Origin of the sequence: Butyricicoccus sp. AM78-15b2TA (assembly GCF_027665985.1) — a bacterium.
Classification (GTDB): Bacteria; Bacillota; Clostridia; order Oscillospirales; family Butyricicoccaceae; genus Agathobaculum; species Agathobaculum butyriciproducens.
Window position 1 is genome coordinate 161193 of record NZ_JAQEHY010000001.1, and the last position, 15589, is coordinate 176781.

Below are 15589 nucleotides of genomic sequence, written 5' to 3' on the forward strand. Positions count from 1 at the left end.
ATACCTGGGCTCTATCCGTCAAAGCCCTCAATCTTCATTTGTCCCTCGATATTCCGGTCCTGCATCCACCAGCGGAATATATCCTCGCCAGTTGTCCCAGCACGCCATGTGCTGTCGAGCTTGCCGCGTGCAACACGTTCTTCGAGCATTCGCTCAAAGGCACGGATGTAGGCGCGCTGATACGTGGGATACCGGCCGAACTCAAACAGACGCATTCGACGTCCTGCCATCGGGCAACCCACACAACCGACCCTATGGAAGCCGCACGAATACAGCGGATTTATCGGTATTCTCTCAGCATGGATATACGACCACACATCATAGTCCGACCAATCCACAATGGGATTGCAGACCCGCTTCGCCTGCAATTTGCAGCTCTCGAACAAAAGGCGGGTATCTGCATTATCGTTGTTGATAATGACCTTTTTGCTGAGATCGTGCGGCATACTCTCGTAAATGCCGCGTTTGGTACGGCGGCTGGCGCTTTCCGCCCAGCGGACACCCGTCGTAATCATGCGGCCAGCGCCGCCGCTTTCTTTCAGCACCGAACAGCAGTATCTTACTGTTCTTGTGGGCGGCATCAGCTTTTGCGGTATAAGCATCCACATATTGACCGGTACGCCCTTGTAAGTCGGGTAATTGACAGTACATTTCACACCGGCGAGCTCCAAACGCCGGAACTGCTCGCGCACGTGGTATACAGTCTCCGGTGCATCCACGCTGGTATGGTTGTGCATGACCTCATAGCGGATACCGGAAGCGGCGGCAAGGTACAGGCATATATCGCTGTCTTTCCCGCCACTCACTGTAATAATCAATGGCTTACCGTAATAGGCTTCGCTCATTTCCGCTGCCAACCGCAGACGGGCGATTGCTCTATGTTCTAAATCCATCCGTCAGCCCCAAACTGCACATCACACTTTCATCAATCTTATTCAATGTCTCTTTATCCATTACACCGACAAAATTCCCCAGTCGTGCTTTATCTACTGTCCGTATCTGTTCTAACAACACAACCGAATATTGCGGCAAGCCCTGCATACAGACGGGCACATGAGTAACAAGATGCTTGTCCCGATGCAAATTGCTTGTAAGCGGCGCTACAATCACCGTAGGCGAGTATTTGTTTCCAATATCATTTTGCAAAATTACAACAGGACGCACGCCGTCCTGTTCTGAACCAATAACAGGACTGAGATCAGCCCAAAACACATCACCACGTTTATACATTTATTTCACTCCCACTCCAAACACTGAACTTTTGGAATTAAAAAACTTTCCCGTATCGTAGATACCGTCCTGCCAAAGAACGAAGCACATACCTGATATTCTGCTACAATGAACCGGTCGTCCGGATGGACAAAGATAACAGTAGCAGGTACGGTCTTACGGCAACTGGTTTTTGCCCAGATACAATCTATGATTGCGGGCCGCACTAATACACGTTCGCCAACCTCGTATTTATGTTTCTTTGGTTGGATTTCCCAATCTGGCATTTCATTCACATCCTGTCTGCTTGTTGTGATGTACGCGCGACAGACAGTAATCTCCCGTCTGCCGCAAAACCTTAAAACACTTTAGACACATCCTTTCCTGCTGCCAAGCCTATTTGTTCTCAACGCCCCGGCTTGTGGGGAAGCAGACAGATGATCGCTGGCGAACGATTCCATAGGCCGTTTTACCTCTGCGTGGTTCTCACATCAGCCGCCCCCATTGCTTGTGTCTGTGGCTGGGCGGAAGTCTCATTATCTGTCTGCGTGTCGTCGCTTTACGGGTGCCGCCCCGTATTTCGTACCGTCATGGTTTACCGCTCTGCCGGACTTGTCCGGCGTCCCCGCGCATGGGTACCGCAGCTCGGCGCAAACAGTTTTGTATCTGCTGCCTGTATATTCAATTTTCAAGGTGCATATGTAATCCGCTTTCCTTTTTCAAAAAGTACATTTTATTGGTCTTTCCTTTTGGTATAATCACCCTGAACAGCGATGCCAAGTATTTCGCATATCGCATCCACGATTTTCGGCGTCGCAAGCTGTCCGGTTTCGATTTTGCGAAGATAGGAGCGGTCAAAATATAACCCTGTGTGCCGCTTGACTTCTTCGATCAGCCAGCCTTTGCTTTGCTCAAGAGCAATAAGCCGATGGTTAATTTTTTTACCAAACGAGCAAAGTTCCCTTTTTTTCATGGTCAACTACTTCCTTTCTATTGACATTTACATAAAAGTGTAATATTATATATTTGTTCTATAAATTACGTTTTAGCGAAATCTATGAGTGAATTATATTATTCTGTCGCGTAAGTGTCAACGTGTAAAATTTCGTTTTTACGTAATTTTGGCATATACTACAAATGGACGGGTGATTTTATGTCAGAGTTGTACAACAAAATAGCTGCATTGTGCGCGGAAAAAGGAATTACAGTTACAGAGCTATGCAGGCAATGTAAAATAAGCCGTGCATCGCTGTCCGATCTCAAAGTGGGACGAAAGAAAAACCTTTCTACTAAAAACCTTTCAAAAATTGCCGATTACCTAAATGTGCCGATTGAATTTTTACTTAACATGGAGCAAAAAGAAACGCCCGTCCTGACAAGGCGGGACGAGCGTGACATAGCAAAAAGACTGGATATGATTTTAGGTGATCTTGGCGACGCCGAAGCAAGCCTGATGTTTGATGGTGAGCCAATCGACGATGAAACGCGGGAACTCCTGCGCATTAGCCTGCAAAACCAGCTTGAAATTTCCAAACGGATTGCCAAGCAAAAGTTTACTCCAAAAAAGTACCGGAAATGAAATAGAGGTGCTGCATATTGTCAATAAAGCATAAGGTCGATATGTTATGCCGAAAATGTGATACCAGAGACCCGTTCACAATCGCTGCAAAACTCGGTATTCGAGTTCTCCACGAACCCCTTGGAAGTATCAGAGGATATTACAGCCGCACACACAGAATCAAGTTCATACATATCAATCAAGACCTTTCAAAAGAGCGACAGCGGCAAGTATGCGCGCACGAATTAGGACATGCAATCTTACACCCGAAAAGCAATACACCATTTCTGAGAGCAAACACGCTCTATTCTGTAAACAAGCTGGAAACAGAAGCGAACCGTTTTATGGCGCTGCTGTTGCATCCAGCAACTGAGATTCAGGACTATGCTCAATGCGGCTATACTCTTTATCAAATAGCCGATATATGCGGACTAACGCCGGAATTAGTAGAATACATTATAACCACTTATAACAGAAATGATGCCGCCTCATCTTGAAGCGGCATTATCTTTATGATATTTTTGCTATCAGTTTAATATGCATCCATCCTGTAAATGGATAACTTGATTACAGACTGACATTATATCTTCTTGATGATGGGAAGTTAAAATGATTAATTTTCCCTGTTCTTTGTATTGAAGTAATATACTTCGCAAAATATCTACCGACTCTGCATCAAGCGCATTGAATGGTTCGTCAAGAAGAAGTAAGGAAGGATCCTCCATAATTGCTTGAATAATTCCTAATTTTTGTTTCATTCCCAAAGAATATTTTTTTACAATCTGCTTGGAGTTGAAATTTAATCCGAATTTATCCATATAATGCTTAATATCATCATAAGATATTATGTTTCTTATCTCTGCAAGTAATTTTAAATTCTCTAACCCGCTAAGATATGGTAATAGTTCAGGCTTTTCAATAATGATTCCTATATCAGGCGGGAAAGATATATCTTTATTCAAAACTTTGCCATCTACAGTAATAGTACCACGATTTAAACAGATTAGCCCTGCTATAGCTCGTAGAAGCATTGTCTTTCCACTACCATTTTGTCCAACAATCCCATAAATATTTCCACTTTTAAACTCAAAATTTATATTATTAATTACAAATCTGTGATCAAGTATTTTTGTAGCATCTTGTAATTTAATAAGCATAATATCCTCTTTCCAACACTATTATCATTTAAAGGACATCCATATTTTTGGACGATTTTCTTCCAAGATAATATGTAACACTTATCCAGCCGGCGATAACTAAATAACTTATTATAGTATCTCTAAATAACCAGCTAAAGATCAAATATATATTAATTGGGAAAAACTTATTTAATAGTGGAACAATCGAAAAAATTTCTGCAGTAAAAAAAATATAGACTACAATATATGATGCTGCCATATATTTTTTCTTGCATTTTACTTTTATAATTAAAGATATATTTATAAATATAATAAATCCACAAATACATCTTGCAAATTCTCTAATTAACCCCCAAAAGGATATTGCATAAATTTTTCCGAAAATAATCTGAGTAATGAAAATGATAGAAAGCATCCAAATAATGGTATAAATTATTGCAAACCAATACTGCTGATCACGCAACAAAGTAAATGAATGTAACTTATTTTTTGTACGTACCATAATAACTGGACTGATAGAAGAATCTATTATGACAGCACCAAGCACAAATGCAGGCATAATAAGCATAACAAATGTTTTGTCTGAGAAAATGTTTTTGAACCACAAATCTTGCGTATCAGCAAAAAAAGAAATACATAATAACGGGAATATAAAGTAAAGGAATCCCACCCAAATAAAATATTTACTTTTGTGACTAAATAGAATCATATTATATCCCTATTTCTTCTATAAGCAATCGTAAATAATAATATTTCGAGAATAAAATATCCACTTAAAACCAATAGTATGTCCTTAAGCTGCGCAGCTCCTTCGTAACACGAATTCAACGGCTGCAAAAAATTTCGTAAGACAAAACGTTTAGGTAGTAAAAAGTCACTTCCATAAGTTATTAATAGGCATAAAATAGAGGGAACGAAAAAAGCCACATATATGTTTGGAAATCTAAATATCATATGTATAATAACAGTTAAAGCCGCCAATACAGACAGTGCCAGGGAATTTAAAAATGCGAAAAAAACTGCTGATAAAACAGGTGAAATTTCGTAAAAAAAATTTGCTGCAGAATGTTCAATAGGAATAAACATCCGATAGACATCTGTCATGATCGAATTTTGTGGAAATATGGAAAATGTTATTAAAATATTTATAGAAAAAGAGACAATTGAGTTTACCATTGTAACAAGAAACACAGATATAACCTTGGAAGTCAAATATATTGCTCTACCTTGTTTAACAATGTTATATATTTTGAAAGAGGTTTTCTGATCATAAAATAGAATAAAACCAGTCGATAATACAGGAAGAAGTAAAAACAGTGCATGATAAACTTTAAATCCAATGCCACCGGGAAAGTTGAAAAGCCAATACTGGTAAGCGTTGATTCCATAGTATGAAGCAAACATAGAATCAAGCGTTAAAAAACGAGAATATAAGGGATCTACAATTGCTAAAAAAAACAGCACACCCAAAACTATCCTTACAGTAATTGAATTATATAACCTTTTGATATCTATTCTTAAGCAACTCATATTAACCTCATAAATAACCTTGGGAAGTCGCCATATAAGCACTCCCCAAGGTATCTTCATATAATATGTTATACAATACGTTTAACTTAAATTCATAATAGCAATACGCTTAGTATGGAGACCACCTACCCTCAATTGGATAAGTGGTAGAGGTAACGCTATTATTATCAATATTCAGTGTGACTTCAGTTTGAATAGACGGTTTGTTAGTATAATTCACATTATTAATTATTCCATTTGCGGTAATGGGGTGATTGGGAGATGAAGCATTTACCCCCCAACCGGTTTCAGTCCAAACATTTACAGAACCTAATCCGGATCGCGATGATTTGCAAGACACAGCAAAATAGTTGTTTGTATATGCCTTTTTAACTGTTGAAACTTCCACATCACCAGTATCCGCCGGAAGCTCACCGGTATAATCATGCCAATTATCACGAGGCTCTATCTGCGTTTCAAACGCAGCGGCTGAAACTCCCAATGCAAGGACACAGATCAGTAATAAACCAACCATTCTTTTACATTTACTATACATACTTCACCCTTCTTTCTCGATTAGATAGTAAATCTTCCTAAAGTATATTCTTCTATCACCCCTTTGTAAAAAACTGTTTTATATGATGTAATTTGATAATCCAATTATATATAAATGCAAATTATTAAGCAATACTAAATATTGACGAAACTGAAATGATGTGATAGTATAATTTCAACAAACATGTTTGGTGGCGCCATGAAAAAGGAAAGCAAATCTACCAAGGATACTGGCCACTCCTTTGCAGATTACTTCAAACGCGCATTGAATCCCTTGCTCGTGCTTTTGTTGCTATCTGAGCAACCAATGTATGTCTATGAGATGATGCGAGAGATATCTAAACGCAGTGATGGCAGATATACTATTTCTCTGCTCTATCCTGTAATCCAACGCCTGTTATCTCAAGGGTATGTGTGCGAAGGCCAAAAAGCGATTTCAGACGATAACCGTGTCCGCCAGTATTACGAAATCACTTCCGATGGGATATCGTATTTGCGACAGATAGAGGCCGTTTATGCTGAAATGTCTAAAGCGATACAGCAAATTCATCAAAACACCGGAGGTGGCAACGCATGATGGAGGATAAGATTGTGCGTCAATATGTACGTGCAGTTTCCCGCAAACTAATCTGTTCTAAAGCAACACGCTCCAAGTTATTGAACGGATTGAAACAGGAATTATCGGCTTATTCGGAATTGTCATACAACGAACTATGTGCAAAAGTTGGTAATCCTGAGCAGATTGCAGAACAACTGCTGGAAAGCGTTGACGAGACTGAAATTGCTGTTAGCAAGCGCAAGCATCGATTTGTCATTACTCTCGTAATAGGCATTTTAATCGTATTGTTACTATTGCTGGCTGCATATTACATACATGCACAGCAAGTTATACGCGGAGATTTCTATTTTACTCGTTCTAACACAGAAAGCGACGGGCAACTTATTTCTGATGAAATGTTAGAAAATTAGGAGGCTTCATTTTGAAAAAGCGTATTTGTTCCATAGTTTTAGCAGTTCTTATGCTTGTATGTTTTACAATTCCAGCCTTTGCTGCTGATGTTTCCAACACCACAATTATTGATTGTGGAGACGGCTATTACCTGAAAGTAACGCTAACTGAGTATGTTCCCGAAGCAGCAACCAGAGCCATTTATCAGAAAACCGCAACATCTAAAGCTGATGCTTATCATGGAAACACCTATATCGGCACGTTCTATTTGAATGGAACATTTCAGTATGATACTGTAACTTCTAAGGCAACGGCCGATAGCTGGTCCGCTTCCTCCTCGTATGGTTATTCCGGCGATTCGTCGCGGTCGGGGAACAAAGTATCCGGCTACTGCACTTTCAATTATGCAGGCGGGAAAAAACTCACTATGTCTATAACCTGTGATAAGAACGGTAAAATCAGCTATGACTGATAAAAAGGAAACCATCCGCCCATTGGACGGATGGTTTTTCTAATATTAACAACTGATTTTCCAATTCCCCTCAACCTGCCGCAGATGCAACGTAAACTGCGACACCTGCGTCATACCCGTCCGCTGGTCAAGATACTGCACCGCCACATTCGCCGTCACAGCATCGCCGTTCTTGGTAAAGACCGGATTCACCAGCCCCGCAAACACATAGCTGTCGTTCCCAATCACCGGCAGCGCACCACCGCTGACATAATAAGAAAGCTCCTGTTCCGTCGCCGTTGGGTACAGCGTGAAAAACGTGGTCAAAAACTCTGTGATCTCCGTAGTTTCTTCCGCGGATACCGTACCGTCCGGCTCGGCAGTTTCAGGAACGTAGCCGGACTTTTGGGGCTTGCCCGTGATTGTAGGGCTCTGGATGATGACCATATCGCCCGCATCGTCCACATACACGGAAACCTCATAAACAGACGTTATAACACTGCTTTCCTCCCCGTTTATGACATTTTGCGACACAGAATAGACAATTTTATACACTTTATCCCCAATTTCTTCCACAGACCAAATCTGCACATCTTCCACTTTAGAAGATACCGGCACATCACTGCGCACCGTGTCCACGTTCAGGGTCAGCAGCTCGTCCGTGAGATAATATTTCAGATTTTCCGTGCGCTGCTCTATTGAAGCCGCAGACTGTTCCCATGAGTAATACACCTTGGCGAAATTGGTCACAAAGCTCTCTATTGCATTCGTGTCCGTGACTTCCTCCTGCACTACCGTCGTTTCATGGACGGTATGCGTATCCACCGCTGTAAAATCCTTATACACCGCGAAAGCAAACGCGCAGATAAGCAGCGCCCACAGCGCGATCACCACCGGCCGCCGCGTCCCAATGCTGAGGACACGCGGTTTTTTCTGTTTCTCCTGACTTTTGTTTCTATTCTGGAACATATCATTTTCCTGCCTTTCGTCATTCATTGTCCTACCCGTCCGGCACAGACCAGATGCGCCTGCCAATAGGCGCTGGTCAAATCTGCAAACCCGATCGGGTTTCCTGCGTGGTACATCCGGTTATCGCCCACATAAATCCCAACGTGCGTGATATAATCGCCGCAGTTATACGTCCCCTGAAAGAACACCAGATCGCCGGGCTGGGCGTCCCCGAACGGGATGTGCCGGGTCACGTCATACTGCGCCTGTGCGGTGCGCGGCAGCGTGATACCCGCCACGCCATAACACCATTGCGTCAGGCCGGAGCAGTCAAAGGATGTTGTCGGGGACGCACCGCCGTAGACATATTCCCAGCCCTGGTATTTCAGTGCTTCATTCATGATCGCATTTACGGTCTCGTTATCAAACTGTGCGGCATACAAATACTCCGATACCAGCCGGACATAGAACATATTGCCGTAGTTGTAGCGCCAGCCGCCGTTTTCCGCGATGGATATTTCATTCTTGTAGGTAACACGCACCCCGCCGGACTTTTCCTCTGCAAACGCCTGCGCCAGTTCGAAGCTGTACTTGCCGCCGTGCGACGCTACATAATCCAGAAACCCGCCGCCGTAGTTGTACGCCTGTATCACGCTGTCCAGATCGCAGCCGAGCCGGTCCGCCTTGGCAAGCAGCTCCGAGAAATACTCACAGCCCTGCCGGATTGAGCTTTCTGTATCCAGAGAATTTGGCGGCAGGCCCATAGATTCTGACGACTGCATCACGTCCTCCAGCGTACCGCCGGATTCCACCTGCATGATCGCAAGCAGGACATCGACGTACTCGGAAATGCCGTACTGCGCCGCGTACCGCTCCACCATCGGCCTGTGCGCCAGCACCTCGGCAGACAGGTTTGCGCCGCCATAGTAAATGCCGCCCCTGCCGCCGTCCTCGTCTGATGCAAACAGGAGGGCAACCAACAGGAGCAGGCAGAAAAAGGCGGCAAACAGCCCTGCAAGGGGCAGCGCAAGATATTTCAGTTTCATCTGCCGCCGCCCCCGTCCTTCGTGCTGTCTGTACGGCTGGTATTGCTATCCCCCCTGTTTTTCGGAGAGGAAGCATTTTTCCGCTGTGCCTTTCCCGCCTTCCCTTTTGCGGAAGCCCGCTTTGATACAACCGAACCCTTCACCGCAGGCCGCGAAACCGCCGGTTTGTCCTGTTCCCGCGCGGCATGGTTTTCCTGCATAGGCATAACAGGCTTGCCCTCTGCGTCCTGCCGCACAGCCGGACGGTTTACTGCATCCGTCCTCCGGATCCCGACATGGACGGGCTGCTTTGCCGCTTCTGTCTGCGGCGCGGCCTGTTGGACTGTACTTACCGGCTGTGCTGCCAGCGGACGCTTGTGCGGCGCTGGATTGCTTGACGCATTACCTGTAGATGATACGAGTTTCGGCGCTGCCACCGCTGCCGGACGCTCATGCGGCTGTGTCTCTGTACTGTGTACCGGGCTGACAGGGCGCTCCTGCTGTGGCGGGGCAGGCTGTTTTGCCGCTGTCCGCTGCCCTTCCTCCTGCACCGGCTTTGCCGCTGGAGCTGCTACGGCCGGCCTTGCGTGTATGGACGACTGCTCCGCCTGTTTCATATTTTTCCTATCCGAAATATCATAGTTGTGAGAAACCGGGACTGCCATCGGGCGCGCATTGCTTTCTGTCGCCCTGTGCGCACTGTCCGGCGCTGCACTATCCGAATCTGCTGCCTGCCGCGGCATATCCGTTTCGGACTGTCCGGATACTTGCCGCGCTGCGCCAAGCAGATAAACCGCAGGGGCATCCGGTCTGCGGTTCTCTGCATCAGCCGAAACGGCTTTATCCGCATAGCCCTCTGTATGGGATACCCCACCAGACGTAATCTCCTTTGCAGATGTTTCCGGTAAACTGTGTACAGCACCCGGCTGTGATGCCCCGCTGCTTCCACCGTTCGGCCGGTTACTGCGGTACCGGTATGCTCCCCCTGATGCGCTGCTGGAACGGCTGTTCTGCGCACTGCCGCCATCATTCGGTCTGCTGGCCGTCGCCGCGCGCATGGTACGGTTGAGCCTGTGAAGCTGATGGTGCAGGAACATCCGCGGGCGGTGCATGATATACCTGCCCATGCCGCGGGCACCGTCGTCATGGAGGGAGAATATGCTGAGCAGGTCGCCCAGCTTGAAATAGATCCCCGCGAACACGACCACCTGCAAAAACGCAATGATAAAAAACGGATAGCCGCTTGCAATGCGGTACAGCATCGTGGAAATGCTGAAAGCCACCGTGATGACAAGCGTAATACCCGCCCGCGCCAGGATCGTATTGAACAGCTTGATTACCGCGCGCCTGCTGCTGCCCTCGAACGTCGGCGCCATGCTGAGCACAAACGACACCGGCAGGAACATCGCATAGATGATGAAAAGCACCTGCGAGAAGATCATCATGCCGGTAAGCAGGAACACGAACACCGAAATGCCGATATTAAACAGGAACAGGAAAAACACTGTGCCGAGCCGGTTCACCGTTTTCGTAACCGTGAGGTTTGTATTCCCGTTGTCCTCGATCTCGGCCTTGACTGCGTTTTCCCGATCCTCGCCATTGTTTTCACTGGGGCTCGCGGATAGGATGTTATCAATGCGTTCTTCGCCTACCGCGTCCGTGTCCGTATCGCCGAATTGCAGAAGCAGCCACGGCTGCTTTACCTGGATGGAAAACAGGCTGTCCCGTATCAAATCCACACTGTCCGCGCCGCTGTTCTCCGCGTCCGGCAGGACGATCTTTGTCCCAACCGAAAGGCTCGCTGTGCTGACGTCCTCGGAAAACTCGTTCAGGCGCTTCACACAGTCCGGCGCATAGGCGATCAGCGCACCGGACAGCACGAAGATCATCACCATGTTCATCACCGCGCGTACGGCCTTTGTGGTTTCCCTTTTTATCAGACCAACATAAGCCACATACGCGCCAACAATCAGGATAATCAGCAGGAGGAATCCCGCATAAAACCCATCCGAAGAAAGTCCGCTGGGCGAAATGCCTGCGATAGACTGAATGTTCCGGCCGATCTCGTCCGCCGCATCTGAAATAAAATCCAGCCCGTATGCTTCCTGCACCAGATAGCCGGATGCGTTGGAAAGATACAGGTTGATCGTCCAGATAAAGTTGGTGATGCAGTACAGGCCGTACATGACCTGCTTGCCGATGCCGTCTATCCAGTTCCACGGCAGCCAATCCCACCCGTTGTCAACGTAGAAGTCAAGCTGGTAATTTTCCAGCGGGTAGCGGCTGTACTCGTGCGCCGCATCCACACTATCATCCACCAGCCCCACCGCGCCCGCAGACGGGCAAAAAGCAGTAAACAGCAAAACAGCGATTGCCGTTATCATCAGCAAGGCAACCGCTGTACGCTTTATCTGTCTGAAATTATATCTCCCGTACGTCATACTGCCACCCCGGCTTTCATCGGCGGCTTTGTGTCAAACCCATGCAGGAAATCCGCAAACACCGGATGGAACTGCACGACGCCCACATGCCCGTATAAGTCCTGCATCAGACATTGTCCGTTTTCGAGGTTCCGCAGCCGCTTCTGGTTACCCTCGTCCTCAGGGTCAAGGCCGAAAAATTCCAGCGTCTTTTTGATCTCCACAATGTCCGTACTGCGGAACGCGAATTTCAGACCGATATTGTTTTTCAGACTTTCGTCCGCGAGGTCTGCCGCGTTCTGCGTGACGAAATACACCGCTGCATTCATGGCGCGGCCTGCACGTACCAGCTTGTTTGCCAGCGTCTTGCCCTGCGCCACGTTCAGGAACGACCATGCTTCATCCAAATCCACGATCTTGAACACGCTCCTGTCCGTATGGATGAAATCCAGCGCAAAGGTGCTGATAACAATGAGCATGGCGACAGACAAAAGCTCCATCGTCGTAAATTCCTCAAACGAAGTACCCTTGTCCGGCAGCACCAGATCGGCCACCTGTATGATATTGAGCTGCTTTTCAAGGCTGATGGACTTTTTGATGTTCCCATCCGAAAACAGCAGGTGCGCAAAGTCGTAGTCCGTGAAGCTCTCAATATGGTCTGCGATACTCACCGCAAGCGGTGAACCCTCTTTGCGTAATTCCTCAATGACACAGAACAGGCCGCGCCGTTTGCTGTTCGTGACCGTGCGCACCGCCCGCCGCAGGATGGGGAAGTGGTTGCCATCCCGCGAGGAAATGCCGGTTAAAAACGTGAGAATATCTATCGCAAGACTTTCCGCGTCCTTGGGGCGGCGCATGATGACATAGGGGTCCAGCATCCCACGGTTGCGCTCGTCCGAGGTCAGGTTGACAATATTGATCTCGTCCGCGATCTCAGGGAAATCACGCTTCCAGTTCCCGCGCTCCGCTTTCGGGTCTACGATCAGCGCCCGCGCGCCGTACAGCACCGCGTAATACACCAGCAGGTTATTGGCAAAGCTCTTGCCGCCGCCGAGCGAGCCGAGGAACGCCGCAGACAGCGCGTTTGTGACCGAGCCTTTCACGCCCTGGCTGGCCAACGCGGGCTGCAAATACACATTCCGGCCGGTGTCCACGCCATAGGCAAGATAGATACCGTCCTTTTCCCCGAGCATCTGCGCCGCGCCGAAACCGAGACCCGCAAGGAAATCACTCGTAACATACTGGATATAGTCGTTCATATACCGCTTACTTGCCGGGATAAACTCATGGTGCAGGCCGATCATATCACCCACCGGGCGCACCAGCTTGACGTTCATATCGTCGTAGAAATCCCGTACCGCATTGCACCGCCGCTTGAGTTCTTCCTCGTCCGGCGCGGTGACGCGCACCACATAGGACAGCTTGTACATGGCTTCCTTGCTTTGCCCCAGTTCGGTTTCCAGCTCATTCACACTGTCCAGTGCTTCCGCAATTGATGTGCTGGTCTCGTCCCCGCTTTCCCACGCATGGTTGTCCAAATCCTTTAATTCCTTTTTCTTATTGCGGACAGTGGACAGGGCTTTCTTGTTGGTGATGATCTCAACATTCATGCTGGTATCGACGGGGAACGTGAATTGCTGCTGCTGATAATAGAAAATCTCGGACGACGGGAAATCCAGCTCCCCGACCACATCCGAGATCGTGAAATAAGCAGTATACGCCTCACAGTCATCATGCGATATGCGCAGGTACCGCCCGTATTCTTCCATCAGGCAGCGCGTGGGCTTGATCAGGTCGTACCGCTTGACAAGCGTTTCACCCTTTAATTTCTTTTTGGGCAAATGAAATTCATAGTCCTCATACGCGGTGCCGCTTTTCCCGTACAGGTGTTCCAGCAGATAGCCGAAATCATCCTTATCCAACCGCCGCACCTTAAACCGGCGCGAAATCTTGCTTTCCAGCAGCTTTTCCATCTTCTGATAGCGCAGTATTTCATCATTCGGCATGGATGCGAAATCACCCATCAGGGTATGGTTCACATCCCGCAGGAAACCGGAAAAGATATTTGCCGCCTGACGGCCGATATTCCCGCTGTCCTGCTCGTTCAGCAGCAGCTTGAAGCCGATATAGAACCGGTAGTCCACCTGATTTTCCCCGATCATGGAGACAAGGGCTTCCGTCTGTCCGTCTATGCGGCGCAGCGCCGCTTCCCGCAGGTTGCCGGAAGCATACGCCTTGGAACGCTCCTGCGCCGCACGGATGCTGGATTCCGTGCTGATCTGCAGGGCGTGTATCTTGCCGTCCCTGTTCTGGGCGATAAGCTGACGGAACGCATCGTGTACCGCTTCTTTCTGTTCCACACTTAAAAACGAGTAGTTGTATGGGATAAGCTCATAGTATGCGAAGCATTCCCCGTCATGGTTCCAGACAAGGTTGTTTTCGATATATTTAATCGGATACTGCATCTATTATCACGCTCCTAACCGCCGTAATGGGCTGTCCTGTTTTCTCCTTGCGGAATTTTACTGCCTTGCCTGCAAAGGTCTGTTTAGGGCGCAGCAGGTAGGCCGTATACGACTTGACAAAGCTGAACGGCTTCTTGCCGTCCCACGTTTTTTGGCTCATAAACCATGTGACGCCGACGGGGATACCGAAATACTTGAGCAGCGCACCGTCTATCATGGAGAGCGGCGGCAGTCCGCCCAGCGCCAGCACCGCAAACTCGCAGGCGACAAACCAAGCCATTTGCGAAAAGGTGATGGGGAACGGCAGGCGCATATCATTGATCGCGTATATGACTTTCTCAACAGACCAGATACTGCTGTAACTTCGTATTTTCTTCACATCATTGCACCTCTTTCTATTTCCGTCTGCGGTACTCATGCCAGCCGCAGGTATAGAATATTTCTTTGCGGTTTACCCAGCGGGCAAACCGCTTTTGTTCTGCTGTCGGCTCACACCCGCCGTCATAGTCCCGGTACGGCTGTGCGAATGGCTGGATGCCTAATGCTTTCAAGACAAGCGCGCGGTGATACGCTTCCTCTACATCCTGCACCAGCATATACGACCACAGGCGGTGTGTACCGATACCGGCTTCCCGCAGATAGGCGACGGCCTGCGCGATCACAGGCAGCATATCAGACGTATCACAGGACAGCCGCACATACTTCACCCAATGCAGCTTAGCGAGCATTGCGGCGATCTCCGGTGTAATAAGCCGGGTGTCTAACCCTTGGTTGAAATCCACTTTCACATCCGCATGGCCCATTTCCTCTATCTGTTGCAAACCGTGCTCGTGCGCCAGCACATTATTGTCCAAAAAAATGATCGTCCGGCTGTCCGGACGCTTGATCTCCTGCCATGTCGCGGCAGGGCGGATGCCGCCCTCTTTGCGCGGGACGATACACCACGGGCAGGAACGGATACAGCCGCGCGTAAGGAAACCGACAGCATACGGGTAACGCGGGTAAATCGAGTAGTCCGGCGGCATGGCTTCTATTTCCTCCGGCAGGCTGCCGTAATCCCTGTACCCGGTACCGCCCCTGATGATCTCATCCGACTGCATGACCGTATCGTTATCCGGTGAAAAGGTAAACACCTTGCTCATATAGATGCGGTCATAGGGCAGCATCCCGTCCCACCACTCGACCATATCACCCAGTGCCTTGTGCCATGCAGAAATCCGCATCAACGCAAGGTTCGGGAAACCGTTGTGCCCGTCCACATCGACAAGGCCGATACGGCGGGCATCTTTAGTATGATTCATTTGTTCTAACTCCTGTTTTCCAAAAATATATGGGTAAGGGGGCGAGGAACGAGGCCCACG

At 47.8% G+C, this 15589-nt stretch carries 18 protein-coding genes; 5 read left to right on the top strand and 13 right to left on the bottom strand.

The window, feature by feature from the left end:
* Nucleotides 1-11 precede the first annotated feature (11 nt).
* The 3 genes from PGS25_RS00930 to PGS25_RS00940 form a co-directional block, all read right to left on the bottom strand.
* Nucleotides 12-893 carry a phosphoadenosine phosphosulfate reductase family protein gene (locus tag PGS25_RS00930; protein ID WP_118285583.1) on the bottom strand — a complete coding sequence of 294 codons (882 nt, stop codon included), beginning with the start codon at nt 891-893 and terminating at the stop codon, nt 12-14.
* Complete coding sequence (locus tag PGS25_RS00935) at nt 877-1230, bottom strand: type II toxin-antitoxin system PemK/MazF family toxin (RefSeq protein ID WP_117492473.1); 354 nt, start codon at nt 1228-1230, stop codon at nt 877-879. The genes PGS25_RS00930 and PGS25_RS00935 overlap by 17 nt, the downstream gene beginning before the upstream one ends.
* Nucleotides 1231-1942: 712 nt before the next feature.
* Complete coding sequence (locus PGS25_RS00940) at nt 1943-2182, bottom strand: helix-turn-helix domain-containing protein (protein WP_117492475.1); 240 nt, start codon at nt 2180-2182, stop codon at nt 1943-1945.
* Nucleotides 2183-2362: 180 nt separating this feature from the next.
* Here PGS25_RS00940 and PGS25_RS00945 point away from each other — a divergent pair, with 180 nt between their 5' ends.
* Both PGS25_RS00945 and PGS25_RS15685 read left to right on the top strand, forming a co-directional pair.
* Nucleotides 2363-2788, top strand: coding sequence for a helix-turn-helix domain-containing protein (locus PGS25_RS00945; protein WP_117492477.1), 426 nt, complete (start codon nt 2363-2365; stop codon nt 2786-2788).
* A gap of 41 nt (nt 2789-2829) precedes the next feature.
* On the top strand, nt 2830-3264 hold the full coding sequence (locus PGS25_RS15685) for an ImmA/IrrE family metallo-endopeptidase (protein ID WP_110437197.1): 435 nt from the start codon (nt 2830-2832) through the stop codon (nt 3262-3264).
* Between the two features lie 30 nt (nt 3265-3294).
* On the opposite strand, the gene PGS25_RS00950 is transcribed toward PGS25_RS15685, so the two are convergent.
* The 4 genes from PGS25_RS00950 to PGS25_RS00965 form a co-directional block, all read right to left on the bottom strand.
* The gene (locus tag PGS25_RS00950) at nt 3295-3924 is read right to left on the bottom strand and encodes an ABC transporter ATP-binding protein (RefSeq protein WP_117555250.1); all 630 of its coding nucleotides are present in this window, start codon (nt 3922-3924) and stop codon (nt 3295-3297) included.
* A gap of 28 nt (nt 3925-3952) precedes the next feature.
* The gene (locus PGS25_RS00955; RefSeq protein WP_118285584.1) at nt 3953-4615 is read right to left on the bottom strand and encodes a hypothetical protein; all 663 of its coding nucleotides are present in this window, start codon (nt 4613-4615) and stop codon (nt 3953-3955) included.
* A complete protein-coding gene (locus PGS25_RS00960) occupies nt 4612-5436 on the bottom strand; it encodes a hypothetical protein (protein ID WP_110436185.1) in 825 nt (274 codons plus the stop codon). The genes PGS25_RS00955 and PGS25_RS00960 overlap by 4 nt, the downstream gene beginning before the upstream one ends.
* A gap of 109 nt (nt 5437-5545) precedes the next feature.
* On the bottom strand, nt 5546-5971 hold the full coding sequence (locus tag PGS25_RS00965; protein WP_147323851.1) for a hypothetical protein: 426 nt from the start codon (nt 5969-5971) through the stop codon (nt 5546-5548).
* Nucleotides 5972-6169: 198 nt separating this feature from the next.
* On the opposite strand from PGS25_RS00965, the gene PGS25_RS00970 reads away from it, so the two are divergent.
* The 3 genes from PGS25_RS00970 to PGS25_RS00980 are packed head-to-tail and all read left to right on the top strand — an operon-like array spanning nt 6170 to nt 7391.
* Nucleotides 6170-6547 carry a PadR family transcriptional regulator gene (locus PGS25_RS00970; protein WP_158574423.1) on the top strand — a complete coding sequence of 126 codons (378 nt, stop codon included), beginning with the start codon at nt 6170-6172 and terminating at the stop codon, nt 6545-6547.
* A complete protein-coding gene (locus PGS25_RS00975) occupies nt 6544-6939 on the top strand; it encodes a hypothetical protein (protein WP_110436183.1) in 396 nt (131 codons plus the stop codon). Before PGS25_RS00970 ends, PGS25_RS00975 begins: the two co-directional genes overlap by 4 nt.
* 11 nt (nt 6940-6950) lie before the next feature.
* Entirely contained in the window at nt 6951-7391 is a 441-nt protein-coding gene (locus PGS25_RS00980) for a hypothetical protein (protein ID WP_110436182.1), read from the top strand.
* A gap of 45 nt (nt 7392-7436) precedes the next feature.
* On the opposite strand, the gene PGS25_RS00985 is transcribed toward PGS25_RS00980, so the two are convergent.
* Genes PGS25_RS00985 through PGS25_RS01010 form a run of 6 tightly spaced genes read right to left on the bottom strand, consistent with a single transcriptional unit; the run spans nt 7437 to nt 15529 of the window.
* Nucleotides 7437-8339 carry a conjugal transfer protein gene (locus PGS25_RS00985; RefSeq protein ID WP_117492395.1) on the bottom strand — a complete coding sequence of 301 codons (903 nt, stop codon included), beginning with the start codon at nt 8337-8339 and terminating at the stop codon, nt 7437-7439.
* A gap of 23 nt (nt 8340-8362) precedes the next feature.
* The gene (locus PGS25_RS00990) at nt 8363-9364 is read right to left on the bottom strand and encodes a bifunctional lytic transglycosylase/C40 family peptidase (RefSeq protein ID WP_117492370.1); all 1002 of its coding nucleotides are present in this window, start codon (nt 9362-9364) and stop codon (nt 8363-8365) included.
* Nucleotides 9361-11784, bottom strand: a complete 2424-nt coding sequence (locus PGS25_RS15690; protein ID WP_382737126.1) for a CD3337/EF1877 family mobilome membrane protein — start codon at nt 11782-11784, stop codon at nt 9361-9363. Before PGS25_RS15690 ends, PGS25_RS00990 begins: the two co-directional genes overlap by 4 nt.
* Complete coding sequence (locus tag PGS25_RS01000; protein ID WP_117492372.1) at nt 11781-14228, bottom strand: ATP-binding protein; 2448 nt, start codon at nt 14226-14228, stop codon at nt 11781-11783. Before PGS25_RS01000 ends, PGS25_RS15690 begins: the two co-directional genes overlap by 4 nt.
* Nucleotides 14212-14607 (bottom strand): conjugal transfer protein, encoded by a 396-nt coding sequence (locus PGS25_RS01005; protein ID WP_117492374.1) that lies wholly within the window; start codon nt 14605-14607, stop codon nt 14212-14214. Before PGS25_RS01005 ends, PGS25_RS01000 begins: the two co-directional genes overlap by 17 nt.
* A gap of 16 nt (nt 14608-14623) precedes the next feature.
* A complete protein-coding gene (locus PGS25_RS01010) occupies nt 14624-15529 on the bottom strand; it encodes a radical SAM protein (RefSeq protein WP_117492376.1) in 906 nt (301 codons plus the stop codon).
* Nucleotides 15530-15589 lie beyond the last annotated feature (60 nt).

What these genes read in the sequence shown, in the direction of transcription:
- PGS25_RS00930 (WP_118285583.1), bottom strand. Translation starts at nt 893, where the DNA reads ATGGATTTAGAACATAGAGCAATCGCCCGTCTGCGGTTGGCAGCGGAA.
- PGS25_RS00935 (WP_117492473.1), bottom strand. Translation starts at nt 1,230, where the DNA reads ATGTATAAACGTGGTGATGTGTTTTGGGCTGATCTCAGTCCTGTTATT.
- PGS25_RS00940 (WP_117492475.1), bottom strand. Translation starts at nt 2,182, where the DNA reads ATGAAAAAAAGGGAACTTTGCTCGTTTGGTAAAAAAATTAACCATCGG.
- PGS25_RS00945 (WP_117492477.1), top strand. Translation starts at nt 2,363, where the DNA reads ATGTCAGAGTTGTACAACAAAATAGCTGCATTGTGCGCGGAAAAAGGA.
- PGS25_RS15685 (WP_110437197.1), top strand. Translation starts at nt 2,830, where the DNA reads ATGTTATGCCGAAAATGTGATACCAGAGACCCGTTCACAATCGCTGCA.
- PGS25_RS00950 (WP_117555250.1), bottom strand. Translation starts at nt 3,924, where the DNA reads ATGCTTATTAAATTACAAGATGCTACAAAAATACTTGATCACAGATTT.
- PGS25_RS00955 (WP_118285584.1), bottom strand. Translation starts at nt 4,615, where the DNA reads ATGATTCTATTTAGTCACAAAAGTAAATATTTTATTTGGGTGGGATTC.
- PGS25_RS00960 (WP_110436185.1), bottom strand. Translation starts at nt 5,436, where the DNA reads ATGAGTTGCTTAAGAATAGATATCAAAAGGTTATATAATTCAATTACT.
- PGS25_RS00965 (WP_147323851.1), bottom strand. Translation starts at nt 5,971, where the DNA reads ATGTATAGTAAATGTAAAAGAATGGTTGGTTTATTACTGATCTGTGTC.
- PGS25_RS00970 (WP_158574423.1), top strand. Translation starts at nt 6,170, where the DNA reads ATGAAAAAGGAAAGCAAATCTACCAAGGATACTGGCCACTCCTTTGCA.
- PGS25_RS00975 (WP_110436183.1), top strand. Translation starts at nt 6,544, where the DNA reads ATGATGGAGGATAAGATTGTGCGTCAATATGTACGTGCAGTTTCCCGC.
- PGS25_RS00985 (WP_117492395.1), bottom strand. Translation starts at nt 8,339, where the DNA reads ATGTTCCAGAATAGAAACAAAAGTCAGGAGAAACAGAAAAAACCGCGT.
- PGS25_RS00990 (WP_117492370.1), bottom strand. Translation starts at nt 9,364, where the DNA reads ATGAAACTGAAATATCTTGCGCTGCCCCTTGCAGGGCTGTTTGCCGCC.
- PGS25_RS15690 (WP_382737126.1), bottom strand. Translation starts at nt 11,784, where the DNA reads ATGACGTACGGGAGATATAATTTCAGACAGATAAAGCGTACAGCGGTT.
- PGS25_RS01000 (WP_117492372.1), bottom strand. Translation starts at nt 14,228, where the DNA reads ATGCAGTATCCGATTAAATATATCGAAAACAACCTTGTCTGGAACCAT.
- PGS25_RS01010 (WP_117492376.1), bottom strand. Translation starts at nt 15,529, where the DNA reads ATGAATCATACTAAAGATGCCCGCCGTATCGGCCTTGTCGATGTGGAC.